At 71.2% G+C, this 22,350-nt stretch carries 19 protein-coding genes; 11 read left to right on the top strand and 8 right to left on the bottom strand.

Annotation, left to right across the window (positions count from 1 at the left end):
- Positions 1–334 precede the first annotated feature (334 nt).
- Positions 335–3,064: an alpha/beta fold hydrolase gene (locus ACFYS8_RS28110; RefSeq protein ID WP_387645942.1), complete on the top strand. Its 2,730-nt coding sequence runs from the start codon at positions 335–337 to the stop codon at positions 3,062–3,064.
- Positions 3,061–3,915 (top strand): ABC transporter permease, encoded by an 855-nt coding sequence (locus ACFYS8_RS28105; protein WP_387645939.1) that lies wholly within the window; start codon positions 3,061–3,063, stop codon positions 3,913–3,915. The genes ACFYS8_RS28110 and ACFYS8_RS28105 overlap by 4 nt, the downstream gene beginning before the upstream one ends.
- 40 nt (positions 3,916–3,955) lie before the next feature.
- Here ACFYS8_RS28105 and ACFYS8_RS28100 read toward each other — a convergent pair whose 3' ends face one another.
- Complete coding sequence (locus ACFYS8_RS28100; RefSeq protein WP_387645937.1) at positions 3,956–4,510, bottom strand: hypothetical protein; 555 nt, start codon at positions 4,508–4,510, stop codon at positions 3,956–3,958.
- A gap of 58 nt (positions 4,511–4,568) precedes the next feature.
- Positions 4,569–6,413: a protein kinase gene (locus ACFYS8_RS28095; RefSeq protein WP_387645935.1), complete on the bottom strand. Its 1,845-nt coding sequence runs from the start codon at positions 6,411–6,413 to the stop codon at positions 4,569–4,571.
- Between the two features lie 199 nt (positions 6,414–6,612).
- Between ACFYS8_RS28095 and ACFYS8_RS28090 the strand changes: the two genes are divergently transcribed.
- Positions 6,613–7,485 carry an MBL fold metallo-hydrolase gene (locus tag ACFYS8_RS28090; protein ID WP_387645934.1) on the top strand — a complete coding sequence of 291 codons (873 nt, stop codon included), beginning with the start codon at positions 6,613–6,615 and terminating at the stop codon, positions 7,483–7,485.
- Between the two features lie 4 nt (positions 7,486–7,489).
- Here ACFYS8_RS28090 and ACFYS8_RS28085 read toward each other — a convergent pair whose 3' ends face one another.
- Positions 7,490–8,464 (bottom strand): serine protein kinase RIO, encoded by a 975-nt coding sequence (locus ACFYS8_RS28085; RefSeq protein WP_387645932.1) that lies wholly within the window; start codon positions 8,462–8,464, stop codon positions 7,490–7,492.
- Between the two features lie 318 nt (positions 8,465–8,782).
- Between ACFYS8_RS28085 and ACFYS8_RS28080 the strand changes: the two genes are divergently transcribed.
- The 7 genes from ACFYS8_RS28080 to ACFYS8_RS28050 all read left to right on the top strand — a co-directional run bounded on the left by ACFYS8_RS28080 (position 8,783) and on the right by ACFYS8_RS28050 (position 14,776).
- On the top strand, positions 8,783–9,130 hold the full coding sequence (locus ACFYS8_RS28080; protein ID WP_387645929.1) for a PadR family transcriptional regulator: 348 nt from the start codon (positions 8,783–8,785) through the stop codon (positions 9,128–9,130).
- A complete protein-coding gene (locus ACFYS8_RS28075; RefSeq protein ID WP_387645926.1) occupies positions 9,127–10,071 on the top strand; it encodes a hypothetical protein in 945 nt (314 codons plus the stop codon). The genes ACFYS8_RS28080 and ACFYS8_RS28075 overlap by 4 nt, the downstream gene beginning before the upstream one ends.
- Positions 10,072–10,184: 113 nt before the next feature.
- Positions 10,185–10,763 carry a hypothetical protein gene (locus ACFYS8_RS28070; protein WP_387645925.1) on the top strand — a complete coding sequence of 193 codons (579 nt, stop codon included), beginning with the start codon at positions 10,185–10,187 and terminating at the stop codon, positions 10,761–10,763.
- Positions 10,764–10,827: 64 nt separating this feature from the next.
- Positions 10,828–11,244, top strand: coding sequence for a helix-turn-helix domain-containing protein (locus ACFYS8_RS28065; protein ID WP_387645922.1), 417 nt, complete (start codon positions 10,828–10,830; stop codon positions 11,242–11,244).
- Positions 11,241–11,603 (top strand): DUF4180 domain-containing protein, encoded by a 363-nt coding sequence (locus ACFYS8_RS28060; RefSeq protein ID WP_387645920.1) that lies wholly within the window; start codon positions 11,241–11,243, stop codon positions 11,601–11,603. The genes ACFYS8_RS28065 and ACFYS8_RS28060 overlap by 4 nt, the downstream gene beginning before the upstream one ends.
- A gap of 226 nt (positions 11,604–11,829) precedes the next feature.
- Positions 11,830–14,043, top strand: a complete 2,214-nt coding sequence (locus ACFYS8_RS28055; protein WP_387645996.1) for a M9 family metallopeptidase — start codon at positions 11,830–11,832, stop codon at positions 14,041–14,043.
- Positions 14,044–14,152: 109 nt separating this feature from the next.
- Positions 14,153–14,776, top strand: a complete 624-nt coding sequence (locus ACFYS8_RS28050; protein ID WP_387645917.1) for a dienelactone hydrolase family protein — start codon at positions 14,153–14,155, stop codon at positions 14,774–14,776.
- A 7-nt stretch (positions 14,777–14,783) separates the two neighbouring features.
- Here ACFYS8_RS28050 and ACFYS8_RS28045 read toward each other — a convergent pair whose 3' ends face one another.
- Positions 14,784–15,878 (bottom strand): winged helix DNA-binding domain-containing protein, encoded by a 1,095-nt coding sequence (locus ACFYS8_RS28045; protein ID WP_387645914.1) that lies wholly within the window; start codon positions 15,876–15,878, stop codon positions 14,784–14,786.
- Between the two features lie 40 nt (positions 15,879–15,918).
- Positions 15,919–16,740 carry a hypothetical protein gene (locus ACFYS8_RS28040; protein ID WP_387645912.1) on the bottom strand — a complete coding sequence of 274 codons (822 nt, stop codon included), beginning with the start codon at positions 16,738–16,740 and terminating at the stop codon, positions 15,919–15,921.
- 267 nt (positions 16,741–17,007) lie between these two features.
- On the opposite strand from ACFYS8_RS28040, the gene dnaE reads away from it, so the two are divergent.
- A complete protein-coding gene (gene dnaE, locus ACFYS8_RS28035) occupies positions 17,008–20,541 on the top strand; it encodes a DNA polymerase III subunit alpha (protein WP_387645909.1) in 3,534 nt (1,177 codons plus the stop codon).
- Between the two features lie 66 nt (positions 20,542–20,607).
- Here dnaE and ACFYS8_RS28030 read toward each other — a convergent pair whose 3' ends face one another.
- From ACFYS8_RS28030 to ACFYS8_RS28020, 3 genes are all read right to left on the bottom strand, one after another.
- Positions 20,608–21,318: an RDD family protein gene (locus ACFYS8_RS28030; protein WP_387645907.1), complete on the bottom strand. Its 711-nt coding sequence runs from the start codon at positions 21,316–21,318 to the stop codon at positions 20,608–20,610.
- Between the two features lie 90 nt (positions 21,319–21,408).
- A complete protein-coding gene (locus ACFYS8_RS28025) occupies positions 21,409–21,858 on the bottom strand; it encodes a type II toxin-antitoxin system PemK/MazF family toxin (protein WP_387645904.1) in 450 nt (149 codons plus the stop codon).
- A 21-nt stretch (positions 21,859–21,879) separates the two neighbouring features.
- Positions 21,880–22,335 carry a MarR family winged helix-turn-helix transcriptional regulator gene (locus ACFYS8_RS28020; protein ID WP_387645902.1) on the bottom strand — a complete coding sequence of 152 codons (456 nt, stop codon included), beginning with the start codon at positions 22,333–22,335 and terminating at the stop codon, positions 21,880–21,882.
- Positions 22,336–22,350 lie beyond the last annotated feature (15 nt).

Here is a 22,350-nt window from a genome sequence, read left to right as displayed (position 1 = left end):
GGGGCGGGCGGGCGGGCCGGGGGGGGGGGGGGGGGGGGGGGGGGGGGGGGGGGGGGGGGGGGGGGGGGGGGGGGGGGGGGGGGGGGGGGTGGGGGTTCTTTGCCCGCCCGCCCGCCCGTGACCCGTCTGCGTAGGGGGAGGGAGAGGGGCGTGGGTGGGGGTGGTGGGGGCGGTGGGGGAGGGGTGAGGGGCGTGGTGTGGGGGCGGGGTGGTTGTCCGGCTGTGACTTGGCTGCGGGGAAGGGGCGGTTGTCAGGGGGGAGGGGCGGGGCGGGGGGTGGAGTGGGGGTGGGTTAACGGGGGTCCTACTTGGGGCGTGGTTAGGATCGCTGGTTATGGGGTTTGTTGGGGTTTGGCGTAGGTGGGGGATGCGTCGGCGGGGGTTGGTGGCCGGTGGGGTGGGGGTTGCTCTGCTGGTGGGGGGTGGGGTGGCGGTTGCGGGGGCGGGGGCTCCGGTGGGGGTGCATCGGGAGGATCGGTTTTTGGAGGTGCCGGACGGGGGTGGGGCCGTTCGGATTGATACGTCGTTCTTTACGTCGGGTGGGGCGGGGCGGCGGCCGGCGATTTTGTTGGCGCATGGGTTTGGTGGGTCGAAGGACGGGGAGCGGGCGCGGGCCGAGGAGTTGGCTCGGGACGGGTATGCGGTGTTGACGTGGTCGGCGCGGGGGTTCGGGGAGTCGGCGGGGCAGATCGGGCTGAACGATCCGGAGCGTGAGGTCGCGGATGTGTCGCGGCTGGTGGACTGGTTGGCGCAGCGGCCCGAGGTGCAGTTGGACGGGGAGGGGGATCCGCGGGTCGGGGTGACGGGGGCGTCGTACGGCGGGGCGGTGTCGCTGTTGGCGGCCGGTTACGACAAGCGGATTGATGCGATTGCGCCGCAGATCACCTGGTGGAATCTGGCGGATGCGCTGTTTCCGCAGGCGGCGCAGGGGAGTTCGGCTGCCGACGGGGTGTTCAAGAAGCTGTGGGCGGGGATTTTCTTTACGACCGGCTCGGCGTCGGGGCTGGGTGAGGGCGGGCCGAAGCAGCAGGTGCAGGGGCCGGTGGGGTGCGGGCGGTTCCGGGACGAGTTGTGTGCGATGTACAACCGGGTGGCGGCGGCCGGGCGGCCGGATGCGGACGCGGTGCGGGTGTTGGAGCGGTCGAGTCCGTCGTCGGTGGCGGATCGGATCAAGGTGCCGACGCTGGTGATCCAGGGGCAGCAGGATTCGCTGTTCCCGCTGGACCAGGGTGACCGGATCGCGAAGGCGGTGGCCGCGAACGGGGCGCCGGTGGCGGTGGACTGGTTCGGTGCGGGGCATGACGGCGGGCAGGAGAGCAGCACGCGCTCGGATGCTCGGGTGACGGCTTGGTTCGATCACTGGTTGAAGGGGAGCGGTGGGTCGACCGGGCCCGCGTTTCGGGTGACGCGTACCGGTGGCGTCGATTCGACGGGCTTTCAGGCGGTGCTGCGCGGCGCGGACGCCGATGTCTACCCCGGGTTGGGTGGGACGGCGCAGCGCAGTGTGGAGTTGACGGGCCGGGAGCAGAAGGTGGCGAACCCGCCGGGTGGTGCGCCGCCGAACATTTCGACGTTGCCGGGGATCGGGGCGTTGTCCCAGCTGTCCGCGGTGGGGGCGGATCTGTCGATCGATTTCCCAGGCCAGTTCGCGTCGTTCGAGTCCGCGCCGCTGGATCGGGCGTTGCACCTGACGGGTGCGCCGACGGTGGCGGTGCAGGTGGCGGCGGACGTGCCGGAGGCGGTGCTGTTCGCGAAGGTGTACGACGTCGCGCCGGACGGGAAGCAGTCGTTGCCGCAGCAGTTGGTCGCCCCGCTGCGGGTGACCGGGGCGGATGCGGCGGGTGGGCGGACGGTGCAGGTGACGCTGCCGGCCGTGGACCACGAGTTCCCGGCCGGGCACCGGTTGCGGCTGGTGCTGGCGTCCACCGACCTGGCGTACGCCTCGCCCGCGCAGGCCGCCACGTACACGCTGTCGGCGGCCGGGCCGTTGAGCGTGCCGACGGTGGACCAGTTGCGGACCGAGGCCGCGCCGGTGCCGGACCGGACGTGGGTGCTGCCGTTGGTGGCGTTGGCGATCGGTGCGCTGCTGGTGTTCGCGCGTCGGCGGCGGGTGGCGGCGCCAGCGCCGGATCCGGCGCTGGCCGGGGTGCCGTTGCAGATCACCGGGCTGTCGAAGAAGTACAAGGGATCGGTGGACCGTTACGCGGTACGGGAGTTGTCGTTCCGGGTGGAGGCCGGGCAGGTGCTCGGTCTGCTCGGGCCGAACGGTGCGGGCAAGACCACCACGCTGCGGATGCTGATGGGTCTGATCCGTCCCGACGAGGGTGAGATCCGGGTGTTCGGGCACGCGATCCGTCCGGGCGCTCCGGTGCTGTCCCGGGTCGGCGCGTTCGTCGAGGGCGCGGGCTTCCTGCCGCACCTGAGCGGGCGGGCCAACCTGGAGTCGTACTGGGCGGCCACCGGGCGGCCCGTCGAGGACGCGCACTTCGCGGAGGCGCTGGAGATCGCCGGTCTCGGCGAAGCGCTGGAGCGTGCGGTGCGGACGTATTCGCAGGGCATGCGGCAGCGGCTGGCGATCGCGCAGGCAATGTTGGGTCTGCCTGACCTGCTGATTCTGGACGAGCCGACCAATGGTCTCGACCCGCCGCAGATCCGTGAGATGCGGGAGGTGATGGTCCGGTACGCCGCCGCCGGGCGGACGGTCATCGTCTCCAGTCACCTGCTCGCCGAGGTCGAGCAGTCCTGCACGCACCTGGTGGTGATGGAGCGCGGCCGGCTGGTGGCGGCCGGGCCGACCTCGGAGATCACCGGTGCGGGCGAGCAGTTGCTGGTGAGTGTTGAGGAGGGGTACGGGGAGGCGGCTGCGGTCGCCGAGAAGCTGGCCGCGTTGGACGGGGTGGAGTCGGTGCAGGCGGCGGACGGCGGGCTGCTGGTCCGGCTGGACGGTCTCCCGGTGAGCCGGCTGACCGCCGAACTGGTGCGCCTGGGTGTGCCGGTGACGGGCATCGGTCCGCAGCGACGGCTGGAGGACGCCTTCCTGTCCCTTATCGGAGGAGCGGCATGAGTGCGGTGATGGATACGGCGGCCCCCGGGTACCGGCCGGGGCGGACGCTGCCGTTGCGGGTCGAGGCGATGCGGCAGTTGCGGCGGCGGCGCACCCTGGTGATCGGCGGGGTCCTGGCGGTGCTGCCGTTCATCGTGCTGGCGGCTTTTCAGATCGGGGGGCCGCCCGGGCGGGAGAACCGCACCACGTTCATCGAGCTGGCCAACGCGTCCGGCGTGAACTTCGCGACCACGCTGCTGTTCATGGGCACCGGGTTCCTGCTGGTGATCCCCGTGGCGCTGTTCTGCGGTGACACCGTGGCGTCCGAGGCGAGTTGGTCCTCGCTGCGCTACCTGCTGGCGGCGCCGGTGCCGCGGGCCCGGCTGCTGGCGCGGAAGTTCATCGTGGCGATGGTGTTCTCGGCCGCGGCGGTGGTGCTGCTGCCGGCTGTCGGCCTGGTGGTCGGGACCGCCGCGTACGGGTGGGGCGACCTGAAGCTCCCGACCGGGGTGACGCTGTCCGCGACCGAGGCGCTGCCGCGGCTGGCGCTCGCCGTGCTGTACGTGTTCCTCGCCGAGATCGTGGTCGGCGCGCTGGCGTTCTGGATCTCCACCGCGACGGACGCTCCGCTGGGGGCGGTGGGCGGTGCGGTGTTCGCGTCGATCATCACCGGCGTGCTGGACGCCGTCACCGCGCTCGGTTCGCTGCGGGAGTGGTTCCCCGCGCACTGGCAGTACGCGTGGGCGGACGCGTTGCAGCCGCAGCTGGAGTGGGGCGGGATGGTGCAGGGCGTGGTGCTGTCGCTGTCGTACTCGGTGGTGCTGCTGGCGCTGGCGTTCCGGGGGTTCGCGACGAAGGACGTGGTGTCCTGAGGGTCGGTCGGGAGCTGCGGGCCCTGCCGGGGGGCGGGGTTCAGCGGGCGCCGTCGCGGAGCAGGAGGAGGTCGAGGGACTGGGCTTGGGCGTGGGAGGCCCAGGTGGGGAGGTGTTGGGTGAGGAACCAGGCGGCCTCTTCGAGGTCCTCGTCGTCGAGGTTGGCGGTGGGGTGGGCGGGGAGGGTGTCGGGGCTGAGGGCGGTGAGGTCGGCCAGGACGGCGGGGAGGGCGGAGTGCGGGGTGAGGGTGGGGTAGGGCCAGGGCCAGTCGTCGGTGGCGCCGTCGGGCCAGGGCCAGCGGTGGGACCAGAGGGTGGTGAGGGCGGGCAGGCGCAGGGTGCGGAAGACGTCCGTGAGTTCGTCCCAGTGGCGGCCGGTGAGGGCGGCCTCGCCGAGTGGGGTGCCGAGGGTGCCCGCGAGGGTGGGTAGCAGGGCGGTGTAGCGGGAGTCCGCGTCGGCGCGCAGGCGGCCGGAGAGCAGCTCGGTGAGAGCCGCGGAGCGCGGGACGCCCGGCAGCCCCGGCCCGCCCGAGCCGGGCAGGCGCAGCAGCAGCGCGGCGTCCACCGCGAAGGCGGTGACGTACTGTTCGGCCATGTCCGGCACTCTTCCCGAGGGGTGTGACAACTCCGTTGTGGTGTGGCGGAGTCGGGGGTCAGGAGAAGCGGAAGAGTTGGGACCTGTCGCCGGGCGAGCAGTTGGTGATGGTGAGGGTGTTGCCGGTGCCGCTGTCGGTGAGGCAACTCTGTACGCCGTAGCCGAACTTGAGCTGGAAGGTGCCGGAGCCGGCGTCGGTGACGGACCAGTTGGTCATGTCGCCGTAGGAGCTGGAGCCGGCCAGTTCGGCGATGTTGGGGCTGCCGGCGTAGCGGCCGCCGAGCTTGATGCCGCTGTCGCTCTTGCAGGCGGTGAAGGTGGTGGTGCCGGAGCCGTCGGTGCTCTTGATCCAGCCGTAGGAGGTGTTGCGGCCGGACACCACCGGGACGCCGGCCGTCAGGGCGTCCGAGCCGAGGCCGGCGGCCTGGCCGGTGCCGACGTTGACCAGTCGGCCCCAGCCGCTGCCGCCGCAGCCGGAGGCCGGGCCGTTGGTGGCGGGCTTGGAGGTGTTGGGGGCGGGCTGGGCCGGGGTGGAACCGCCGCCACCGCCGCCACCGCCGTTGTTCGAGCCGCCGGACCCGCCGCCGTTCGAGCCGCCGCCGGTGTTGTTGTTCGAGCCGCCGCCGTTCGAGCCGCCGGTGTTGGGGGTGCCGCCGTTGTTGTTGTTGTTTGAGGAACCGCCGTTGTTGGAGCCGGAGTTGCCCTGGTCGGGGGCGCCGCCGCCGGGCTGGGCGGGGTTGCCGGACGGGTCGGTGGACGGTGGGGCGGAGGACTGGGGCGGTTCGGAGCTTCCCGGGGCGGTGCCGGACGGCGAGCCGTTCGGGCTGGAAGTTGCCGGGCCGGTTGGGGAGTTGGCGCTGTTGGCGGATTCCGGGCGGTGCTGCCAGGGCAGCAGTTCGAGCTGCTGGGCGGTCACCCCGCCGCCGGTGACCAGCACCAGCGGCAGGACCAGGGTGGCCATTCGGCGGCGGCCGGCGCGTTCGGGGCGGTGGGGTGCGGTGGTGGCGTCCGGGGCGGCGACGGCGGGCGGGGCCTCGTCCGGGCCGGCGAGGGCCAGGACGGCGCCCAGGCCGGCCGGGGTGGACATCGCCTGGCGGGCGGCGAGGGCCATCGCGGCGGCGTCCGGGTAGCGGGCGCCGGGTTCCTTGGCGAGGGACTTCGCGACCACCGCGCGGACCGGCGCGGGCACCGTCTCCGGCAGCTCCGGCGCCGGTTCGCGGACGTGCTTGAGCACCACTTCGAGCGGGGTCTCGCCGGTGAACGGCGGCTTCCCGGCGAGCAGTTCGTACAGCACCACGCCGACCGAGTACAGGTCGGAGGTGGCCGAGGCGTCCTTGCCCTCGGCGCGTTCCGGGGCCATGTACAGGGCGGTGCCGATCACCGCGTGGGCGGTGGTGATCCGGGTGTCGGCGAGCGTGCGGGCGATGCCGAAGTCGGTGACGGTGATCCGGCCGTCCTGGTCGATCATCAGGTTGGACGGCTTGATGTCGCGGTGCACGATGCCCTGCTGGTGCGCGGCGTGCAGGGCGTCCAGCATCTGTGCGGCGATGTCCAGCGCCCGGTCCGGCGGGAAGCTGCCGCGTCCCTTCGCCTGGTCGAGCGGCTTGCCGGTCAGCAGTTCCATCACGATGTACGCGATCTTCGCGGACGGGTCGGTGGCGTCCTCGCCGTAGTCGTGGATGTGCACCACGCCGCGGTGGTTCATCGCCGCCAGCACTGTCGCCTCGCGGCGGAAGCGGGCCGCGAAGACCTCGTCCTCCATCAGCGCCGGAAGCACGATCTTCACCGCGACCTGGCGGCCCAGCACCTGGTCGTCCGCGCGCCAGACCTCGCCCATGGCACCGCTGCCGAGCCGCTCGGTGAGGGCGTAGCGGCCCCCGAGCACCGTCCCCCGACCCCACATGTCCCGTTTCCCCCGAGCATGGTGTACGACCTGTCAACAAGAGAGTCTGGCCGCCCGGACGTCCGATGGGAAGTCGGCCCGGCCCCTCTTCGCGCGGCGACTCTACACGCCGCCGGGGCACGTCTGTTCGAGCGGAGCGTTGTTACTGATGTGCGGTCAAGTGACGGGCCGTGGAAGAAAGATACGGAGGAATGCCGAAGTGACGATCGACTTCACCACCGGACGGCCCGAGACGCGGCCGCTGGACGTCCGCTGGAACCACGGGTCGCCGTCGGCCAAGCACAACACCGACCCCGACCTGCAGGTGTACGCGTACGACGAGCACACCGTGATCCTGCGGCAGAACATGGCCGTCAACTACGAAGCGCCGTTCCTGTACCTGCTGTTCGGCAACGAGCGGGCCGTGCTGATCGACACCGGGGCCACCGCCGAGGCCGAGTACCTGCCGCTGCGGCGGACCGTGGACGAGCTGATCGACGGCTGGCTGGCGCGCAACCCCCGGGAGGCCTACCGGCTGCTGGTGGTGCACACCCACGCGCACGGCGACCACGTCGCCGGGGACGGGCAGTTCGTCGACCGGCCGGGGACGGAGCTGGTGCCGGCCGGGAAGGACAGTGCCTGGCCGTGGTTCGGTTTCGACGCCGACCCGGAGGCCGTCGCCCGGATCGACCTCGGCGGGCGGGTGCTGGAGTGCCTGGCCACTCCCGGGCACCACGCCGCCTCGGTCACCTTCTACGACCCGTGGAGCGGATTCCTGCTCACCGGCGACACCGTGTACCCCGGCCGACTGTACATCCAGGACTGGGCCGCGTTCAGCCACAGCATCGACCGGATGATCGAGCTGGCCGAACGGCGGCCCGTCACCCACGTGCTCGGCTGCCACATCGAGATGTCGGTCGAGCCCGGCCTCGACTACCCGATCCGGTACACCTACCAGCCGTACGAGGCGCCGCTGGAGCTCACCGTGGCGCACCTGTACGAGATCCGCGGGGCGCTCGGCGCGAATGCCGCGTGCGGCGGAGAACCGCGGCGGATCACGCTGCCGCGGTTCATCCTCTGGCCGAGCGAGTAGGTCGTCAGCGGCGGAGGCGGGCGTCGTCGGCGAGCGACTGCACCAGGGCCTCCACCCGCTCGGGCGGCAGGCCGCGGGAGATGAACCAGGCGCCGACATTGCGGACGTCCCGCTCCAGGAAGGACAGGCCGCGCGGGTTCGCCACCACGTCCACGATCTGCGGGACGTCGATGATCACCAGGCGGCCCTGGTGGACCAGGATGTTGTACGCCGAGAGGTCGCCGTGCGCGTAGCCGTCGTACGCCAGCAGTGAGAGGCTGCGGCCCAGCTGCTCCCAGAGGTCGTCGATGTCGGCCTCTTCGGCGCGCAGCTGGGCCAGCCGCGGGGCGGCCGTGCCGGCCTCGTCGCCGACGAACTCCATAAGGATCTCGGTGCCGGTGATCTGCACCGGGTACGGCACGGCGACACCCGCCGACCACAGGCGGCACAGCGCCGTGAACTCGGCCGCCGCCCACTGGCCGGCGATCGCCTCCTTGCCGAAGGCGGTGCGCTTGGCCATCGCCCGGCTGACCCGGGACTCCTTGTGCTGGCGGCCCTCCAGGTAGCCCGAGTCGCGGTGGAACATGCGGTGCTGGGAATCGCGGTAGCGCTTGGCCGCCATCAGGGTGCGGCGCTCGGTGCCCGGAACGCTGCGCTCCAGCAGGAAGACGTCGGCCTCCTTGCCGGTCTTCACGATGCCGAACTCGGTGTCGACGGCCGCGAGTTCGGTGATCACCCAGTCGGGACGGGGCTGCGGGCCCTTCTCGGTGGGGGTGGACTGGTCCCAGGTGGACCAGCGGTCGCCCACGGCGGGGCCGTCGGTGGCCGGGGGGTTCTCGTTCTCGTCCTCGGAGCCGTCGAACTCGGCGTAGTCCTCGGAGGGGAAGTACAGGTACTCGGGCTCGGCGTCGTCGAAGCGGTCGGCCTTGCGGCCGCGACGGGAAGTGCCCTTGGGGCGGATACGGGAGAAGGAATCGCTGTCGGCAAAGCGCTCGCGCACTGCGGTGGCTCCTGAGGAGTGGCCCACCGGGGCGCGGAGTGACGCGCTGTCAGCCGGTGGGGAGAAGACGGGGGGAGGGGGCGTATGGCGCGCAGGCGAAAGCGCGCCGCGTCACGGCGGCAACCATCCTGGCCACACCTCCTCACTCGTCTCACCACCCGCGCATGAGTGCTTTGCGGGCGGACTTGGACCACCTTAGTCAGCGGGCCGGTGGATGCAAATGGTTTTTTCGAGGGCCGGGGAGGGCGGGGGTCGGGCGTGCTGGGTCGCGATAGCTAAACCATCGACATATCTAAATGGTTGACCTATAGTGGCGGCATGACAGATCGTCAACTGCCCGAGCCGACACGGCTCGTGCTCACCGCGCTCGCCGACGAACCCCGGCACGGATACGCGATCCTCCAGGAAGTCCTGGCGATCACCGGCGGCCGGACCAAGATGCTCACCGGCACCCTGTACACGGCGCTGGACCGGCTGCTCCAGCAAGGGCTCATCCAGGTCGAGGGCGAGGAGGTCGTGAACGGGCGGCTGCGCCGCAGCTTCGCCCTGACCGACCAGGGCCGGCACACCCTGACCGGGGAGATGCGGCGGCTGCGCGCCGGGGCCGACGAGGCCGAACGGCGGCTCGCCCTCGGCGGGTTGCGGCTGAGCGGGGGGACGGCATGAGCCGCCTGTTCGTCGGGCTGCTGCGCCGCCTCTACCCCGCCGGGTACCGGGCCGCGCACGGTGAGGAGATCGTCGCCGTCTTCGCCGAGTCGGTCCAGGGCGCCGACCGCCGCACCGCCGTGCGCGAGTGGGCCGTCCTGGCCGCGCACGCGCTGCGGCTGCGCACCCGGCTCAGCTCGCGCGACCCGGCGGGCAGGGTGCTCGCCGGTGCGGCGCCGTTCTTGGTGGCCGGTGGGGCGGCGCTGGGTGCGGTCCAGCTCCTGACCCTGCTGTTCGAGCGCGGGCCGTACCAGCCACCGGTCGCGCTGGACGTCGCTCACGCCGCACCCTGGGTCCTCGCCCTGCTGTGTGCCGCGCTCGGCCGTTGGGCCCCCGCCCGGGTCCTCGTCCTGCTCGCCGTCGTCGCAGCGCAGTTCGGTGAGGACGCGGAGTCCATCGGGGCCACCAGCCTGCTCGGGGTCTGGGCCGTCGTGGGCGCGTTGGTGCTTCTCGCGCCGCCGGACGCGGTCGACCTTTCGCGGCGCGGCCGTCATCGGGTCGTGGCCACCGCGACGGCCGTCGCCCTGCCGATGAGTGGCATTGCCGTCCTGTGGCTCGGCTCCTGGGGCAAGGACTCCTCCAGTGTCCTGTTCCCGCCGATCATGCAGACCCCGATCGACACGTCCACCGCCTGGCCGGCGGTCGTTCTGGCCGTCGCGTACCTGCTGTACCTCGCCGACCCCGCCACCGACCGGCTGCGGGCTGCCGGCGTGGCGCTGGCCGCCCTGCCCTGGGGGGCGATGGTGCCCCCGCCGCTCTACCGCAACGCCCCCGCCGAGCCGCGCGACCTGCTCCGCGACACTGTCGTCGTCCTCGTGTTCCTGGCCGCCGCCACTGTCGTCGGCCTCCGGCGCCGCAACCGCCTGGCGGGCGTGGCGGGGGCGCCGGATCCTTTGGCCTGAGCGGCAGTTGAGAGGCCCCGTCCGTCCCTGGAAACCAGGGCGGCGGGGCCTCGTTCGTGTGGAGTCGGAAATCGGGTGAGTGGGGGCGGCCGCGTCTGCGAGGCTGCTGCGCCATGAGCACTTCGAACGTTCTGCCTGTTCTGCGCACCTGTGACCGGTCGGACGCCTATCGGGCGGTTCGGCGCCTGCTGGGCCTGGTCGTTCCCATGGACGGCTTCCGGGTCAGTGCGTTCGGGCAGGTGCTGGCGGTGGCGGAGGCGGAGCGCCTGGTTGCCGCGTTCCCCGAGGGCGTGATCATTCCGGACGAGGGGCCCGAGTCCAGTGACGAGACGCGGGCCATGGTGGTGGCGGGGGACCCGCGGGTGGCGGGGATGCTTCCGCTCAGGTTTTATCTGGACGACTGTCCGGTCGGGTCGATCGAGGAGGCGTTCCTCGGGGTGGTCGGGGCCGGGGCGGGGTGGATCGACTGGGGCTGGTTCAGCTGGCCGGCGGTTCCGGAGCTCGGGCTGGAGATGCAGAACAAGGACGCGTGCGTGCAGATCGCCATCAACAGCCGGGATGTGACCGCTGACGTGCCGGCGGCGGATCACACGGTCTTCCTCCACTTCCGGTCGGGCGACGTGGAGCGCGCCGAGTGGCTGGCCCGGCAGGTCGGGCTGCGGGGGATCGGGCCGGTGGAGATGGGCTGGTAGCAGCGTGCTGCCGTATTCTTCCCTATCGGATTGGCAAATGGGGAATGATGGGGAAGGATGCGGCGTGCAGGAGTTCTACTCCGTCGAGGATGTGGCCGAGCTGTTGGGGCTGCATGTGAAGACCGTCCGGGGCTATGTGCGGGACGGGAAGCTGAAGGCGGTGCGGATCGGGAAGCAGTACCGGATCGCGCGGGCGGAGGTGGAGGCGTTCACCGGGGGTGCCGAGGTGGTGGGCCCCTCGCGGGCGGAGGTTTCGGCCGTGGTGCAGGTGGACGGGGTGGGGCGCGGGGACGCGGATCGGCTGGTGACGGCGGTGCTCGCGGCGGCGTCGGCCTGGTCGTCGGGGGAGTCGCGGCCGTTGTGGGTGCAGGCGGTGCGGGACGAGGCGCGGGGCGGGTTGCGGTTCGTGGTGCTGGGGCCGCCGCGGCGGGTGGGGGATGTGCTCGGGTTGATCGAGGATCTGACGGGAGACGTGCGATGACGGTGGTTCGGGAGCTGGGCGGGGTCCAGGTGTTGGTGTGCGGGGCGGAGGGCGCGCCGGTCGCTGGTGAGCAGGATGCGGTGGACCTGCTGGGGAACGCGTACTACCAGGGGGCGTCCTGGGTGGCGGTGCCGGTGGAGCGGTTCGCGGAGGAGTTCTTCCGGCTGCGCAGTGGGGTGGCGGGCGGGGTGGTGCAGAAGTTCGCCCAGTACCGGATGGGTCTCGCGGTGGTGGGGGACGTCGCACCGCACGTGGAGCGGTCGGACGCCCTGCGGGATTTCGTGCGGGAGAGCAATCGCGGGTTGCAGCTGTGGTTCGTCTCAGACGTGGAGGAGCTGGCGGGCCGGCTGGCCGGCTGAGAGGCGTCAACTCCGGGGTTATGTAGGCCAGTTGATCCGGCCCCGAGGGGTTCCCGCGTGAGGTGACATGTGCAATTGTACATGTCACCCCCAGTCGTCGAGCTGGTCTCGACGGCGCATTCCCCCTCCGCCGCGCCCCCAACACGCGGCGTCATATCGGCCCGGAGGCCCCCACGTGCGAACCTTCCGGATACCGTTCGCGTCCCCCGCGCGAACGTGGAGCCTGCTGCTTTCCTTCTGCCTGACCCTCGGCTTCCTCGCCGCCTTCGTGCCGGGCGCCCGGGCGGCCACCCCCACCGCTCCCACCGGCGAGCGGCCCGCGAAGGCGCCGAAGTCGGCGCCGCGCAGCACCGAGGCGGCCGAGCGCCGCAAGGACGCCGACCACGACGTGCGGTCGGACGCCAGCAAGCGGCCGCCGCTGAGCGTGAAGGGCGAGCCGCAGCAGGCGAAGTCCCTCGCGGCAGCGGCCGCGTGCAACGCGTCCGACTTCACCGGGAAGACCGGCGGCGCGCTGGTCGCCCAGATCAAGTCCGCCACCGTGGACTGCGTCAACTCGCTGTTCCTGCTCAAGGGCAACGACGCGAAGCTGGCGTTCAACGAGGCGCAGATGGTGAGCGTGGCCAACGCGCTGCGCGACGTCTCCGTCAACTACCCGGGTGACGACTCCACTTCGGCCACCCAGATCGTGCTGTACCTGCGGGCCGGGTACTACGTGCAGTGGTACAACGCGGACGTGGTCGGCCCGTACGGCGCCAACCTGAAGTCCGCGATCGAGGGCGGCCTGGACGCCTTCTTCGCCGCCCCGCACTCGCAGGACGTGACCGATGCCAACGGCGCCACGCTGGGCGAGGCCGTCACCCTGATCGACAGCGCGGCCGAGAACGCCCGCTACCTGTCGGTCGTCAAGCGGCTGCTGAACGGCTACAACAGCAGCTACGACAGCTCCTGGTACATGGTCAACGCCGTCAACAATGTGTACACGGTGCTCTGGCGCGGCCACCAGAACAGCGACTTCCTGCCCGCCGTGCAGGCCGATCCGAGCGTGCTCGACACCCTGCAGGCGTTCGCCACCCGCAACAACGCCCTGCTCGGCGGGACCAAGGACTTTCTGGTCTCCAACTCGGGCCGTGAACTGGGCCGGTTCCTGAAGTACCCGGCGATGCAGGCCAAGGTCCGGCCGCTGATGAAGAGCCTGCTGGACCAGACCTCGATCACCGGGCGGACCGGGACGATGTGGGCGGTCCTGGCGGAGATGACGGACGCCTACGACAAGGCCAACTGCGCCTACTACGGCACCTGCGACCTGGCGAACCGGCTGAAGGCGGCCGTGCTGACGGTCAACTACACCTGCAGCCCCAGCATCAAGATCGTCGCCCAGGCGCTGACGGCGGACCAGCTGGCCACCACGTGCACCAGCCTGAAGGGCCAGGACGCGTACTTCCACGGCGTGGTCCGGGACAACGGCGCGGTCGCGGACGACAACAACACCACCATCGAGGTGGTGGTGTTCCACTCGCGCAACGACTACCAGACCTACGCCGGCACCATCTTCGACATGTCCACCGACAACGGCGGCATGTACCTGGAAGGCAAGCCGGCCACGGTCGGCAACCAGCCGCGGTTCATCGCCTACGAGGCCGACTGGGCGCGCCCGGCCTTCGAAATCTGGAACCTCAACCACGAGTACACCCACTACCTCGACGGCCGGTTCGACATGTACGGCGACTTCGACGCCGGCATGACCACCCCGACCGTCTGGTGGGTCGAGGGCTTCGCCGAGTACATCTCCTACGGCTACCGGGGTGTCGAGTACACCGACGCGATCACCCAGGCCGGGCAGCACACCTACGCGCTGTCCACCCTGTTCGACACCACCTACAACAACGCCGACCAGACCAGGGTCTACAACTGGGGCTACCTGGCGGTCCGTTACATGCTCCAGTCGCACCGCGCCGACATGGACGCCGTGCTCGCCAAGTACCGCACCGGTGACTGGGCCGGCGCCCGGACGATCCTGAAGACCACCATCGGCACCCGCTACGACGCCGACTTCAACAACTGGCTGACCGCCTGCAACACCGGCAACTGCGGTCCGGCCGTGCCGAGCGTCCCCGAGTGCACCGGCTCCGACACCCGGCAGCTCGACAAGAACTGCGGCCGCTCCAACGTCGCCGCCACCGTCCAGAACTACGCGTACTTCTACCTGTGGGTGCCGGCCGGCACCACCAGCCTCACCATCACCACCTCCGGTGGCACCGGCAACGCCGACCTGTACTACAACGGCAGCAACTGGGCCACCACCGGCTCGTACACCGCCAAGTCCACCGGCAGCGGCAACAACGAGACGCTGACCATCACCAACCCGCCCGCCGGGTACAACTACATCAGCCTGTACGGCCAGCAGGCGTTCAGCGGAGCCTCGGTCAGCACCTCGTACTGACCGCGCTCGGCACGAGCGGCCCGGCCCACCCAGCGGTGGGCCGGGCCCCGTCGCGTTCCCGGATGGGAGATCATGGACGGTCGAGCACCCGAGCACTGAGGAGCCACCCGTGGCCGAGATCGTCCTGTTCCACTCCGCGTACGGCCTGCGCCCCGCCGTGCACCGGGCCGCCGACCGGCTGCGCGAGGCCGGGCACACCGTGCACACCCCCGACCTGTACCAGGGCCGCACCTTCGACGAGGCCGAGGAGGGCATGGCGTACCGCGACGAGATCGGCAACGACGAACTGCTGCGCCGCGCCGTCACCGCCGTCGCCCCGCTGCTGCCCGCGAAGCACGGCCTGGTGTACGCCGGGTTCTCGCTCGGCGGATCGCTGGCGCAGAACCTGGCCCTCGCCGACGAGCAGGCCCGCGGGCTGCTGCTCCTGCACGGCACCTCCGACCTGCGCGAGGACGCCGCCACCGGCATCGCGGTGCAGCTGCACGTGGCCGAGCCGGACGCGTACGAGTCCGAGGACTGGCTGAACACCTGGTACCTGCAGATGACCCGGGCCGGCGCCGACGTCGAGGTGCACCGCTACCGGGGCGCCGGGCACCTGTACACCGACGCCGAACTGCCGGACTACGACGCCGAGGCCGACGAGCGGACCTGGGCGGCCGCGCTGGCGTTCCTCGCCGAGCTGGACGCGGAGGCCGAGGCCGAGGACACCGCGGAGGCCGACTCGCAGGGCTGACCGGCCGTCAGTCGGAGAACCGGACCGTGCGAGTGGCCGCGTCGGGCTCCAGGAACTCCAACAGGCGCTCGCCCTCGGCCGCCAGCTCGGCCCGCTGTTCGTGCGGGACGAGCGGGGTGAGCGTCAGCACGGCCGCGCCGCGCTTCGCCTCGTGCGCCCAGGTGCCTGCCACCCGGCCGTCCACCAGGTAGGAGGCCAGCAGGGTGCCGTTCACCGCCCGGTACACCTGCCGGTGGATGTCGGCGGGCAGCATCCTGGTCCGGTCGGCGTGCGAGAGCAGCGCCGCGTCCCACTTCGGCAGGAAGCGGACCGGCAGTTCGCGGCCCGGGTCGGGGACCGGCGGGGCGTCCTGGAGGTCGAGCAGCTCCCGGCCGGCCTCGTCCCGGTAGCGGACCAGCTCGCCGAGTTCGGCCAGCGCCAGGTCGATCTGCCGCAGCCTCAGCCCGCTGAAGTGCGCGATGTCGGCGCGCGAGGCCGGTCCGTACCCGGCCAGGTAGCGGCGCACCAGCCGGGCCGTGGCCTCCGGCTCGGGCGGCAACTCGCCCTGCCACAGAACGAATCGGGGCTTGCCGTGGGCCCGCCAGTGCCCGGACGGGGCGACGTGCACCAGTGGGGCCAGGGCGCGGGCGAAGTGCAGCAGGTCCTCGGGCCGGATCCGCTCCTTCGACGCCTCGGCCAGGTGGCCGCGCAGCTCCTCGGCGGAGCGTGCCACGGTGGTGAACTCCCGCAGCGAGGCGGTGAGTTCGTCCTCATCCAGGCCCGCGTCCCGGTGCCGGCCGCGCAGGTCGGTGAGCCACTGGCGGCGCCAGGCGGCGGCCAGGTGGCCGTAGTCCTCGCCCGGCACCAGGTGCAGGGTGCCGCGCATCAGCGTCGCCTTCACCACGCTGCCGTCCAGCAGCGCCGCGTCCAGCTGCCCGGTGGTGAAGCCGGGCAGCCGGGACCACAGCGCGAGGTGCGGCGACGGCGAGTACTGCGCCTGCAGCGCGGCCAGCCGGCGCGCCGCCTCGACGGCGGGCAACGGCTGGGCGCGGTCCAGTAGTTGGCGTTCGAAGTAGCCGACCGTCAACTCGCGGGCGGTCAGCGTTCGGACGGCGGTGGGCATCGTCGGGGCTCCTCTCGGCGACGCCCAAGCTAACAGTCGGTCAGGACATCGGAGGGGTGGGCGGCGGCTGGTGGTGAGAGTGGTCCTGGTGCGAGTGGTGGGGCTGCGACTCGCCGCCGGTGACGGGACCGGGGGCGGGGGCGGGCTGGTGCGAGTGGTGCGGCTGGTGTGTGAAGTGCGGCGGGGCGGCCGGCGCCGGGGGATAGCCGGGCGCACCGGCGGGCGGCGCGGGCGGTGCCGGGGGATAGCCGGCCGCACCGGCGGGCGGGGCGGCCGGTGCCGGGGGGTAGGCGTACGCGGCGCCGGGGTCGCCGGCGGGCGGCTGCGGCAGCCCGGGCCGCGGTGCGTGCGGGTGGGGGAAGGGCGGTTGCGGAACCGGCCCCGCGGCCGCGCCGCCCCACGGGCCGGGAACGGCGCCCGGGTGGCCGAAGCCCGGCTGCGGGTGCAGCGGCGCGGTGCCCGGGGTGCGGGTGGCGGCCACCACCACGGTGACGGCCAGGGCGATCAGCAGGTTCAGCGGCAGGGTCAGGGTCAGCAGCAGGTGCCCGAACGGCTTGTACACGTACTCGTTGCCGGCGTTGTCCCCGGTGAACAGGATGACCAGCTCGTTCAGCGAGATGTACGCGTTGACGGCGGTCAGCGGTATCGCCGCGCCGCGCACCCAGCGGCCGCCCGCGAACGCGCCGAACACGACGGCGGCCGTCGCCAGCAGGTACGCGGTGCTCCAGCCGAAGAAACCGACCGGGGCCGGCACGATGTGCTTGTACGAGAAGCCGAGTGCCGTCGGCAGGTACGACAGGCCGTCGCCCTGCGCCAGGTCGTAGCCGAGGATGCCGAGCAGGCTGATGAGCTGCAACAACATGAGCACGCCGATTCCCGGCAGACCGCGGACGGCCGGCCGGGCAGCGGGCAGAGGCGATGGTGCGAAGGCCATGGCAGGGTCCCCTCCCGTAACCGTGTGGTGGTCGGAGGTTAGCGCTTCAACGTCCGGAGGGGGACTAGACTCGGATCCGCGATCCCGGAAGCCGTGGTCCGAGCCCAGGTGGTGGCTCGGGCCTTACGTGTTTCAGCCCCCGCAGTACCCCCGCAGTACCCCCTCAGTGCCCCTCAGTACCCCGGAGGCCCCGCCTTGAGCGACCAGCCCTACGCGCACCTGCACGTCCACACCGAGTACTCGATGCTGGACGGCGCCGCCCGGCTGAAGCAGCTCTTCAAGGAGGTCGAGCGGCTGGGCCAGACCCACGTCGCGATGACCGACCACGGCAACATGTACGGCGCCGCCGAGTTCCACAAGCAGGCCACCGCCGCCGGCATCACCCCGGTGATCGGCATCGAGGCGTACGTGGCGCCGGAGTCCCGCTCGAACACCAAGCGCATCCTGTGGGGCCAGCCGCACCAGAAGAAGGACGACGTCTCGGCGTCCGGTGCCTACACCCACAAGACCATCTGGGCCCGCAACAAGGAGGGCCTGCACAACCTCTTCAAGCTGACCTCCCGCTCGTACGCGGAGGGCTGGCTGGTGAAGTGGCCCCGGATGGACAAGGAGATCATCGCCGAGCACGCCGAGGGCCTGATGGCCACCACCGGTTGCCCGTCCGGCGTGGTGCAGACCCGGCTGCGGCTCGGCCAGTTCGACGAGGCGCTCAAGTCGGCCGCCGAGTACCAGGACATCTTCGGCAAGGAGAACTACTTCCTGGAGCTGATGGACCACGGCCTCGACATCGAGAAGCGGGTCCGTGACGGCCTCCTGGAGATCTCCAGGAAGCTGAACATCCCGCCGGTGGTCACCAACGACTCGCACTACACCACCGAGGCCGACGCCGGCGCGCACGACCTGCTGCTCTGCGTCCAGACCGGCAAGAACCTCTCCGACCCGGACCGCTTCCGGTTCGACGGCACCGGCTACTACATCAAGTCGGCCGCCGAGATGTACGGCCTCGACTCCTCGGACATCTGGCAGGAGGGCTGCCGCAACAGCCAGCTGCTGGTCGCCTCCCGGGTCGACACCGAGGGCATGTTCAAGTTCAAGAACCTGATGCCGCGGTTCCCGATCCCGGAGGGCTTCGAGTCCGAGGCGGACTTCTTCAAGTCCAAGGTCTGGGAAGGCATGGACTGGCGCTTCCCGGGCGGCTACGACGACGAGCACAAGAAGCTCGCCGAGTACGAGATGGACACCATCATCCAGATGGGGTTCCCGGCGTACTTCCTCGTGGTCGCCGACTTCATCATGTGGGCCAAGAGTCAGGGCATCGCGGTCGGCCCCGGCCGTGGCTCCGCGGCCGGCTCGCTGGTCGCCTACGCGATGGGCATCACCGACCTCGACCCGATCCCGCACGGCCTGATCTTCGAGCGCTTCCTCAACCCCGAGCGCATCTCCATGCCCGACGTCGACATCGACTTCGACGAGCGCCGGCGCGGTGACGTGATCCGCTACGTGACGGAGAAGTGGGGCTCCGACAAGGTCGCCATGATCGTCACGTACGGCACCATCAAGGCGAAGGCCGCCATCAAGGACTCCTCGCGCGTCCTCGGCTACCCGTACGCGATGGGCGACCGGATCACCAAGGCGATGCCGCCGGACGTCATGGGCAAGGGCATCCCGCTCTCCGGCATCACCGACAGCTCGCACCCCCGCTACGGCGAGGCGGGCGAGATCCGCGGCCTGTACGAGAGCGACCCGGACGTCAAGAAGGTCATCGACACCGCGCGCGGCATCGAGGGCCTGATCCGCCAGCCCGGCGTGCACGCCGCCGGCGTCATCATGTCCGCCGAGCCGCTGACCGACCACATCCCGGTCTGGACCCGGCACACCGACGGCGTCACCATCACGCAGTTCGACTACCCCACCTGTGAGGGCCTCGGCCTTCTCAAGATGGACTTCCTCGGCCTGCGCAACCTGACGATCATGGACGACGCCGTCAAGGCGATCGAGAAGAACAAGGGCATCAAGATCGAGCTGCTCGATCTGCCGCTCGACGACAAGCCCACCTACGAACTGCTCGCCCGCGGCGACACGCTCGGCGTCTTCCAGCTCGACGGCGGCCCCATGCGCTCGCTGCTGCGCCTGATGAAGCCCGACAACTTCGAAGACATCTCCGCCGTCCTCGCGCTGTACCGCCCGGGCCCGATGGGCGTCAACTCGCACACCAACTACGCGCTGCGCAAGAACGGCCAGCAGGACATCACCCCGATCCACCCGGAGCTGGAGAAGCCCCTGGAGGAGATCCTCAAGCCGACCTACGGCCTGATCGTCTACCAGGAGCAGGTGCAGAAGGCCGCGCAGATCCTGGCCGGCTACTCGCTCGGCCAGGCCGACCTGCTGCGCCGGGCCATGGGCAAGAAGAAGAAGGAGATCCTGGAGGCCGAGTTCGTTCCCTTCCAGAAGGGCTGCCGCGAACACGGCTACTCGGACGCCGCGATCCAGGCCGTGTGGGACGTCCTCGTCCCGTTCTCCGGCTACGCCTTCAACAAAGCCCACACCGCCGGCTACGGACTGGTCTCCTACTGGACCGCCTACCTCAAGGCCAACTACCCGGCCGAGTACATGTCCGGCCTGCTCACCTCGGTCAAGGACGACAAGGACAAGTCCGCGGTCTACCTCAACGAGTGCCGCAAGATGGGCATCCAGGTGCTCCCGCCGGACGTCAACGAGTCCGACGCCGACTTCACCCCGCACGGCAGCGACACCGTCCGGTTCGGCCTGACCGCCATCCGCAACGTCGGCGGCCCGGTGGTGGAGTCGATGATCCGCACCCGGAAGGCCAAGGGGAAGTACACCTCCTTCCCGGACTTCCTGGACAAGGTCGAGGCGGTGGTCTGCAACAAGCGCACCGTCGAATCGCTGATCAAGGCCGGCTCCTTCGACTCGCTCGGGCACACCCGCAAGGGCCTGACCGCCCAGTTCGAGCCGATGATCGACAACGTGGTCTCGATCAAGCGCAAGGAGGCCGAGGGCCAGTTCGACCTGTTCGGCGGCGACAGTGTCTCCGACGAGCCGAGCTTCGGCCTGGACGTGGTGTTCTCCGAGGAGGAGTGGGAGAAGTCCTTCCTGCTCACCCAGGAGCGCGAGATGCTCGGCCTGTACGTCTCCTCGCACCCCCTGCACGGCATCGAGCACGTGCTCGCCGACAAGGCCGACTGCGCGGTCGCCGACCTCGCCGAACGCCCCGACGGCACCATCGTCACCATCGGCGGCATCATCTCCGGCCTCCAGCGGAAGATGACCAAGCAGGGCAACGCCTGGGCGATCGCCACCGTCGAGGACCTGGCCGGCTCCATCGACTGCATGTTCTTCCCCGCCAGCTACCAGCTGGTCTCCTCCCAACTCGTCGAGGACGCCGTGGTGTTCGTGCGCGGCAAGCTCGACAAGCGGGAGGACGTGCCGCGCCTGATGGGCATGGAACTCACGGTGCCCGACCTGTCCAACGTCGGCGCCCAGCTGCCGATCGTGATCACCGTGCCGGAGAACAAGCTCACCCCGCCGATCGTCAGCCGGCTCGGCGAGGTGCTCACCCACCACAAGGGCTCCACCGAGGTCCACGTCCACCTGCGCGGGCGGACCAGGACCGTGGTGCTGCGCCTCGACCGGCACCGGGTGAAGTCCGACCCCGCGCTGTTCGGCGACCTGAAGCAGCTGCTCGGGCCGAGCTGCCTGGCCAGCTGACACCGGCAGGCGAAGAGCCCCTGCGGAGTTCCGACTCCGCAGGGGCTCTTCGCCGTTGACGCCGGATCAGCTCTCCTTGACCACCACGGTCTTGGCGGCCTTGTCGTGGAAGGTCTGCTGCAGCGGCTTGTCCCACAGCTGCGAGAGGCCGTTGACCAGCACCGCCAGGCTGCCGATGTACGGGACGATGTACGGGCCGCCCCAGACACCGGCCCGGGTCCACAGCTCGTTGTCGGTCGGCCGCGCGCCGGTGGCGACGCTGACCACCCGGAGCTTCATGGCCTTCTTGCCGACGGTCTGGCAGTGCTGAGTGGTCATCATGACGCCGTCGTAGACGACGTAGGCGATCGCCAGCAGCGCGAAGTACCCGATGGTGAGCGGGCCGAAGGTCACGGAGGCCACGACGCCGACGGGGAGGCCGACGATCAGGCCGTCGATCAGGCGCGCCACGAACCGGTCCACCGGGGTGGCCAGGGTGCGGGTCCCCGGGGTCGGCGGGACGCCGGGCGGCAGCGGCGGGGCGAGCCAGCCCGGCCACTGGGCCTGCGGGGCGCCGTAGCCGGGCTGCTGCCCGTAACCCGGCTGCTGTCCGTAGCCCTGCGGGGCGCCGTACCCGGGCTGCTGCTCGCCGTAGCCCGGCGGCGGCGGGGGAGGCGGGGGCGGGGTGCCGTAGCCGCCGTTGGCCGGAGGCGGCTGCTGACCGTACGGGTTCTGGCCGTACGGGTTCTGGCCGTACGGGTCCTGCGGCCCGTAGCCAGGAGGAGTGTTGCTGCTCATGCGTCCGACTCCAGGTCAACTGTTGGGAGTTGCTGGTGCCGTTGTACCCGGTTCGGGGCGAGCGATGGAAGACGATCCGACAATCGTTACTCAGTGCCAGCCGTAACGGTGCCTCAACGAGTCGACCACCAGCTGGAAACGGGCCCGGTCGAGGGCGCACGCCTCGCGCCGCATTCCGCCGTCGTGCACCCGGAACACCCGGTCCAGCGCCACCCAGGAGTCCCGGCCGCTGCGGTCCCACGGGCCGGCGCCGAGCGGCACCCAGTCCGGGTCGTTGTCGTGGCCCTTGCTGGACAGCATCACCGTCAGCAGGGTGCCGGAGCGCTCCCGGGCCACCACCAGCACCGGGCGGTCCTTGCCGCGGCCGTCGTTCTCCTCGAACGGCACCCAGGTCCAGACGATCTCGCCCGGGTCCGGGTCGCCGTCGGGGTCCGGCGCGTAGGTGGTGTGCACCGAACCGATCCGCTCGGCCGCTATCTCCAGCGTGGCCCCGGTGCCGAACCGGCCGGGCTGTTCCTTCTGCTCGTTCAACTCATGCATGACGGAAGGCTATCGACCGTTTCAAGTCCCCGCGTCCGGCTGCGACAGGTGGGCGGCGTAGAGGCGTTGCAGCAGCCGGTTCAGCCGGGCCCGGTCGGTGGCGGGGAGAGCGGCGAGGAAGCGGTCCTGCTCGGCGGCGGCCGCGGCGGCCAGGCCGTCCACCATCGCCCACCCCTCGGCGGTCAGCGCGACCACGCGGCGGCGGCCGTCGGTGTCGTGCGGGCGGCGCTCCACGAGGTGACGGCCGGTCAGGCCGTCCAGCACCGACACCAGGTTGCGGGCGTCCACCGCCACCAGTTCGGCCAGCCGGCCCTGGCCGACCGGGCCGTGCTGCCCGAGCGCGACCAGCACGCCGTACTGGGCCTGGGTCAGCCGGTGTTCGCCGAGGAAGGCCGTCCAGGAGCGGGTGGTGAGCGAGCCGAGCCGGGCCAGCAGGAAGCCGGTCCCGCGCTCGTAGCCCGGGCGGTCGTCGTTCATGTGGCCAGCCTAGAC

This window comes from Kitasatospora sp. NPDC004615 (assembly GCF_042873545.1).
GTDB lineage: Bacteria > Actinomycetota > Actinomycetes > Streptomycetales > Streptomycetaceae > Kitasatospora.
The sequence above is the reverse complement of the archived record's forward strand: the minus strand, read 5'-3'. Positions and strand labels throughout refer to the sequence as shown.

What these genes read in the sequence shown, in the direction of transcription:
- ACFYS8_RS28045 (WP_387645914.1), bottom strand. Translation starts at nt 15,878, where the DNA reads ATGCCCACCGCCGTCCGAACGCTGACCGCCCGCGAGTTGACGGTCGGC.
- ACFYS8_RS28070 (WP_387645925.1), top strand. Translation starts at nt 10,185, where the DNA reads ATGAGCACTTCGAACGTTCTGCCTGTTCTGCGCACCTGTGACCGGTCG.
- ACFYS8_RS28080 (WP_387645929.1), top strand. Translation starts at nt 8,783, where the DNA reads ATGACAGATCGTCAACTGCCCGAGCCGACACGGCTCGTGCTCACCGCG.
- ACFYS8_RS28060 (WP_387645920.1), top strand. Translation starts at nt 11,241, where the DNA reads ATGACGGTGGTTCGGGAGCTGGGCGGGGTCCAGGTGTTGGTGTGCGGG.
- ACFYS8_RS28100 (WP_387645937.1), bottom strand. Translation starts at nt 4,510, where the DNA reads ATGGCCGAACAGTACGTCACCGCCTTCGCGGTGGACGCCGCGCTGCTG.
- ACFYS8_RS28025 (WP_387645904.1), bottom strand. Translation starts at nt 21,858, where the DNA reads ATGCATGAGTTGAACGAGCAGAAGGAACAGCCCGGCCGGTTCGGCACC.
- ACFYS8_RS28030 (WP_387645907.1), bottom strand. Translation starts at nt 21,318, where the DNA reads ATGAGCAGCAACACTCCTCCTGGCTACGGGCCGCAGGACCCGTACGGC.
- ACFYS8_RS28105 (WP_387645939.1), top strand. Translation starts at nt 3,061, where the DNA reads ATGAGTGCGGTGATGGATACGGCGGCCCCCGGGTACCGGCCGGGGCGG.
- ACFYS8_RS28095 (WP_387645935.1), bottom strand. Translation starts at nt 6,413, where the DNA reads ATGTGGGGTCGGGGGACGGTGCTCGGGGGCCGCTACGCCCTCACCGAG.
- ACFYS8_RS28075 (WP_387645926.1), top strand. Translation starts at nt 9,127, where the DNA reads ATGAGCCGCCTGTTCGTCGGGCTGCTGCGCCGCCTCTACCCCGCCGGG.
- ACFYS8_RS28040 (WP_387645912.1), bottom strand. Translation starts at nt 16,740, where the DNA reads ATGTTGTTGCAGCTCATCAGCCTGCTCGGCATCCTCGGCTACGACCTG.
- ACFYS8_RS28020 (WP_387645902.1), bottom strand. Translation starts at nt 22,335, where the DNA reads ATGAACGACGACCGCCCGGGCTACGAGCGCGGGACCGGCTTCCTGCTG.
- ACFYS8_RS28110 (WP_387645942.1), top strand. Translation starts at nt 335, where the DNA reads ATGGGGTTTGTTGGGGTTTGGCGTAGGTGGGGGATGCGTCGGCGGGGG.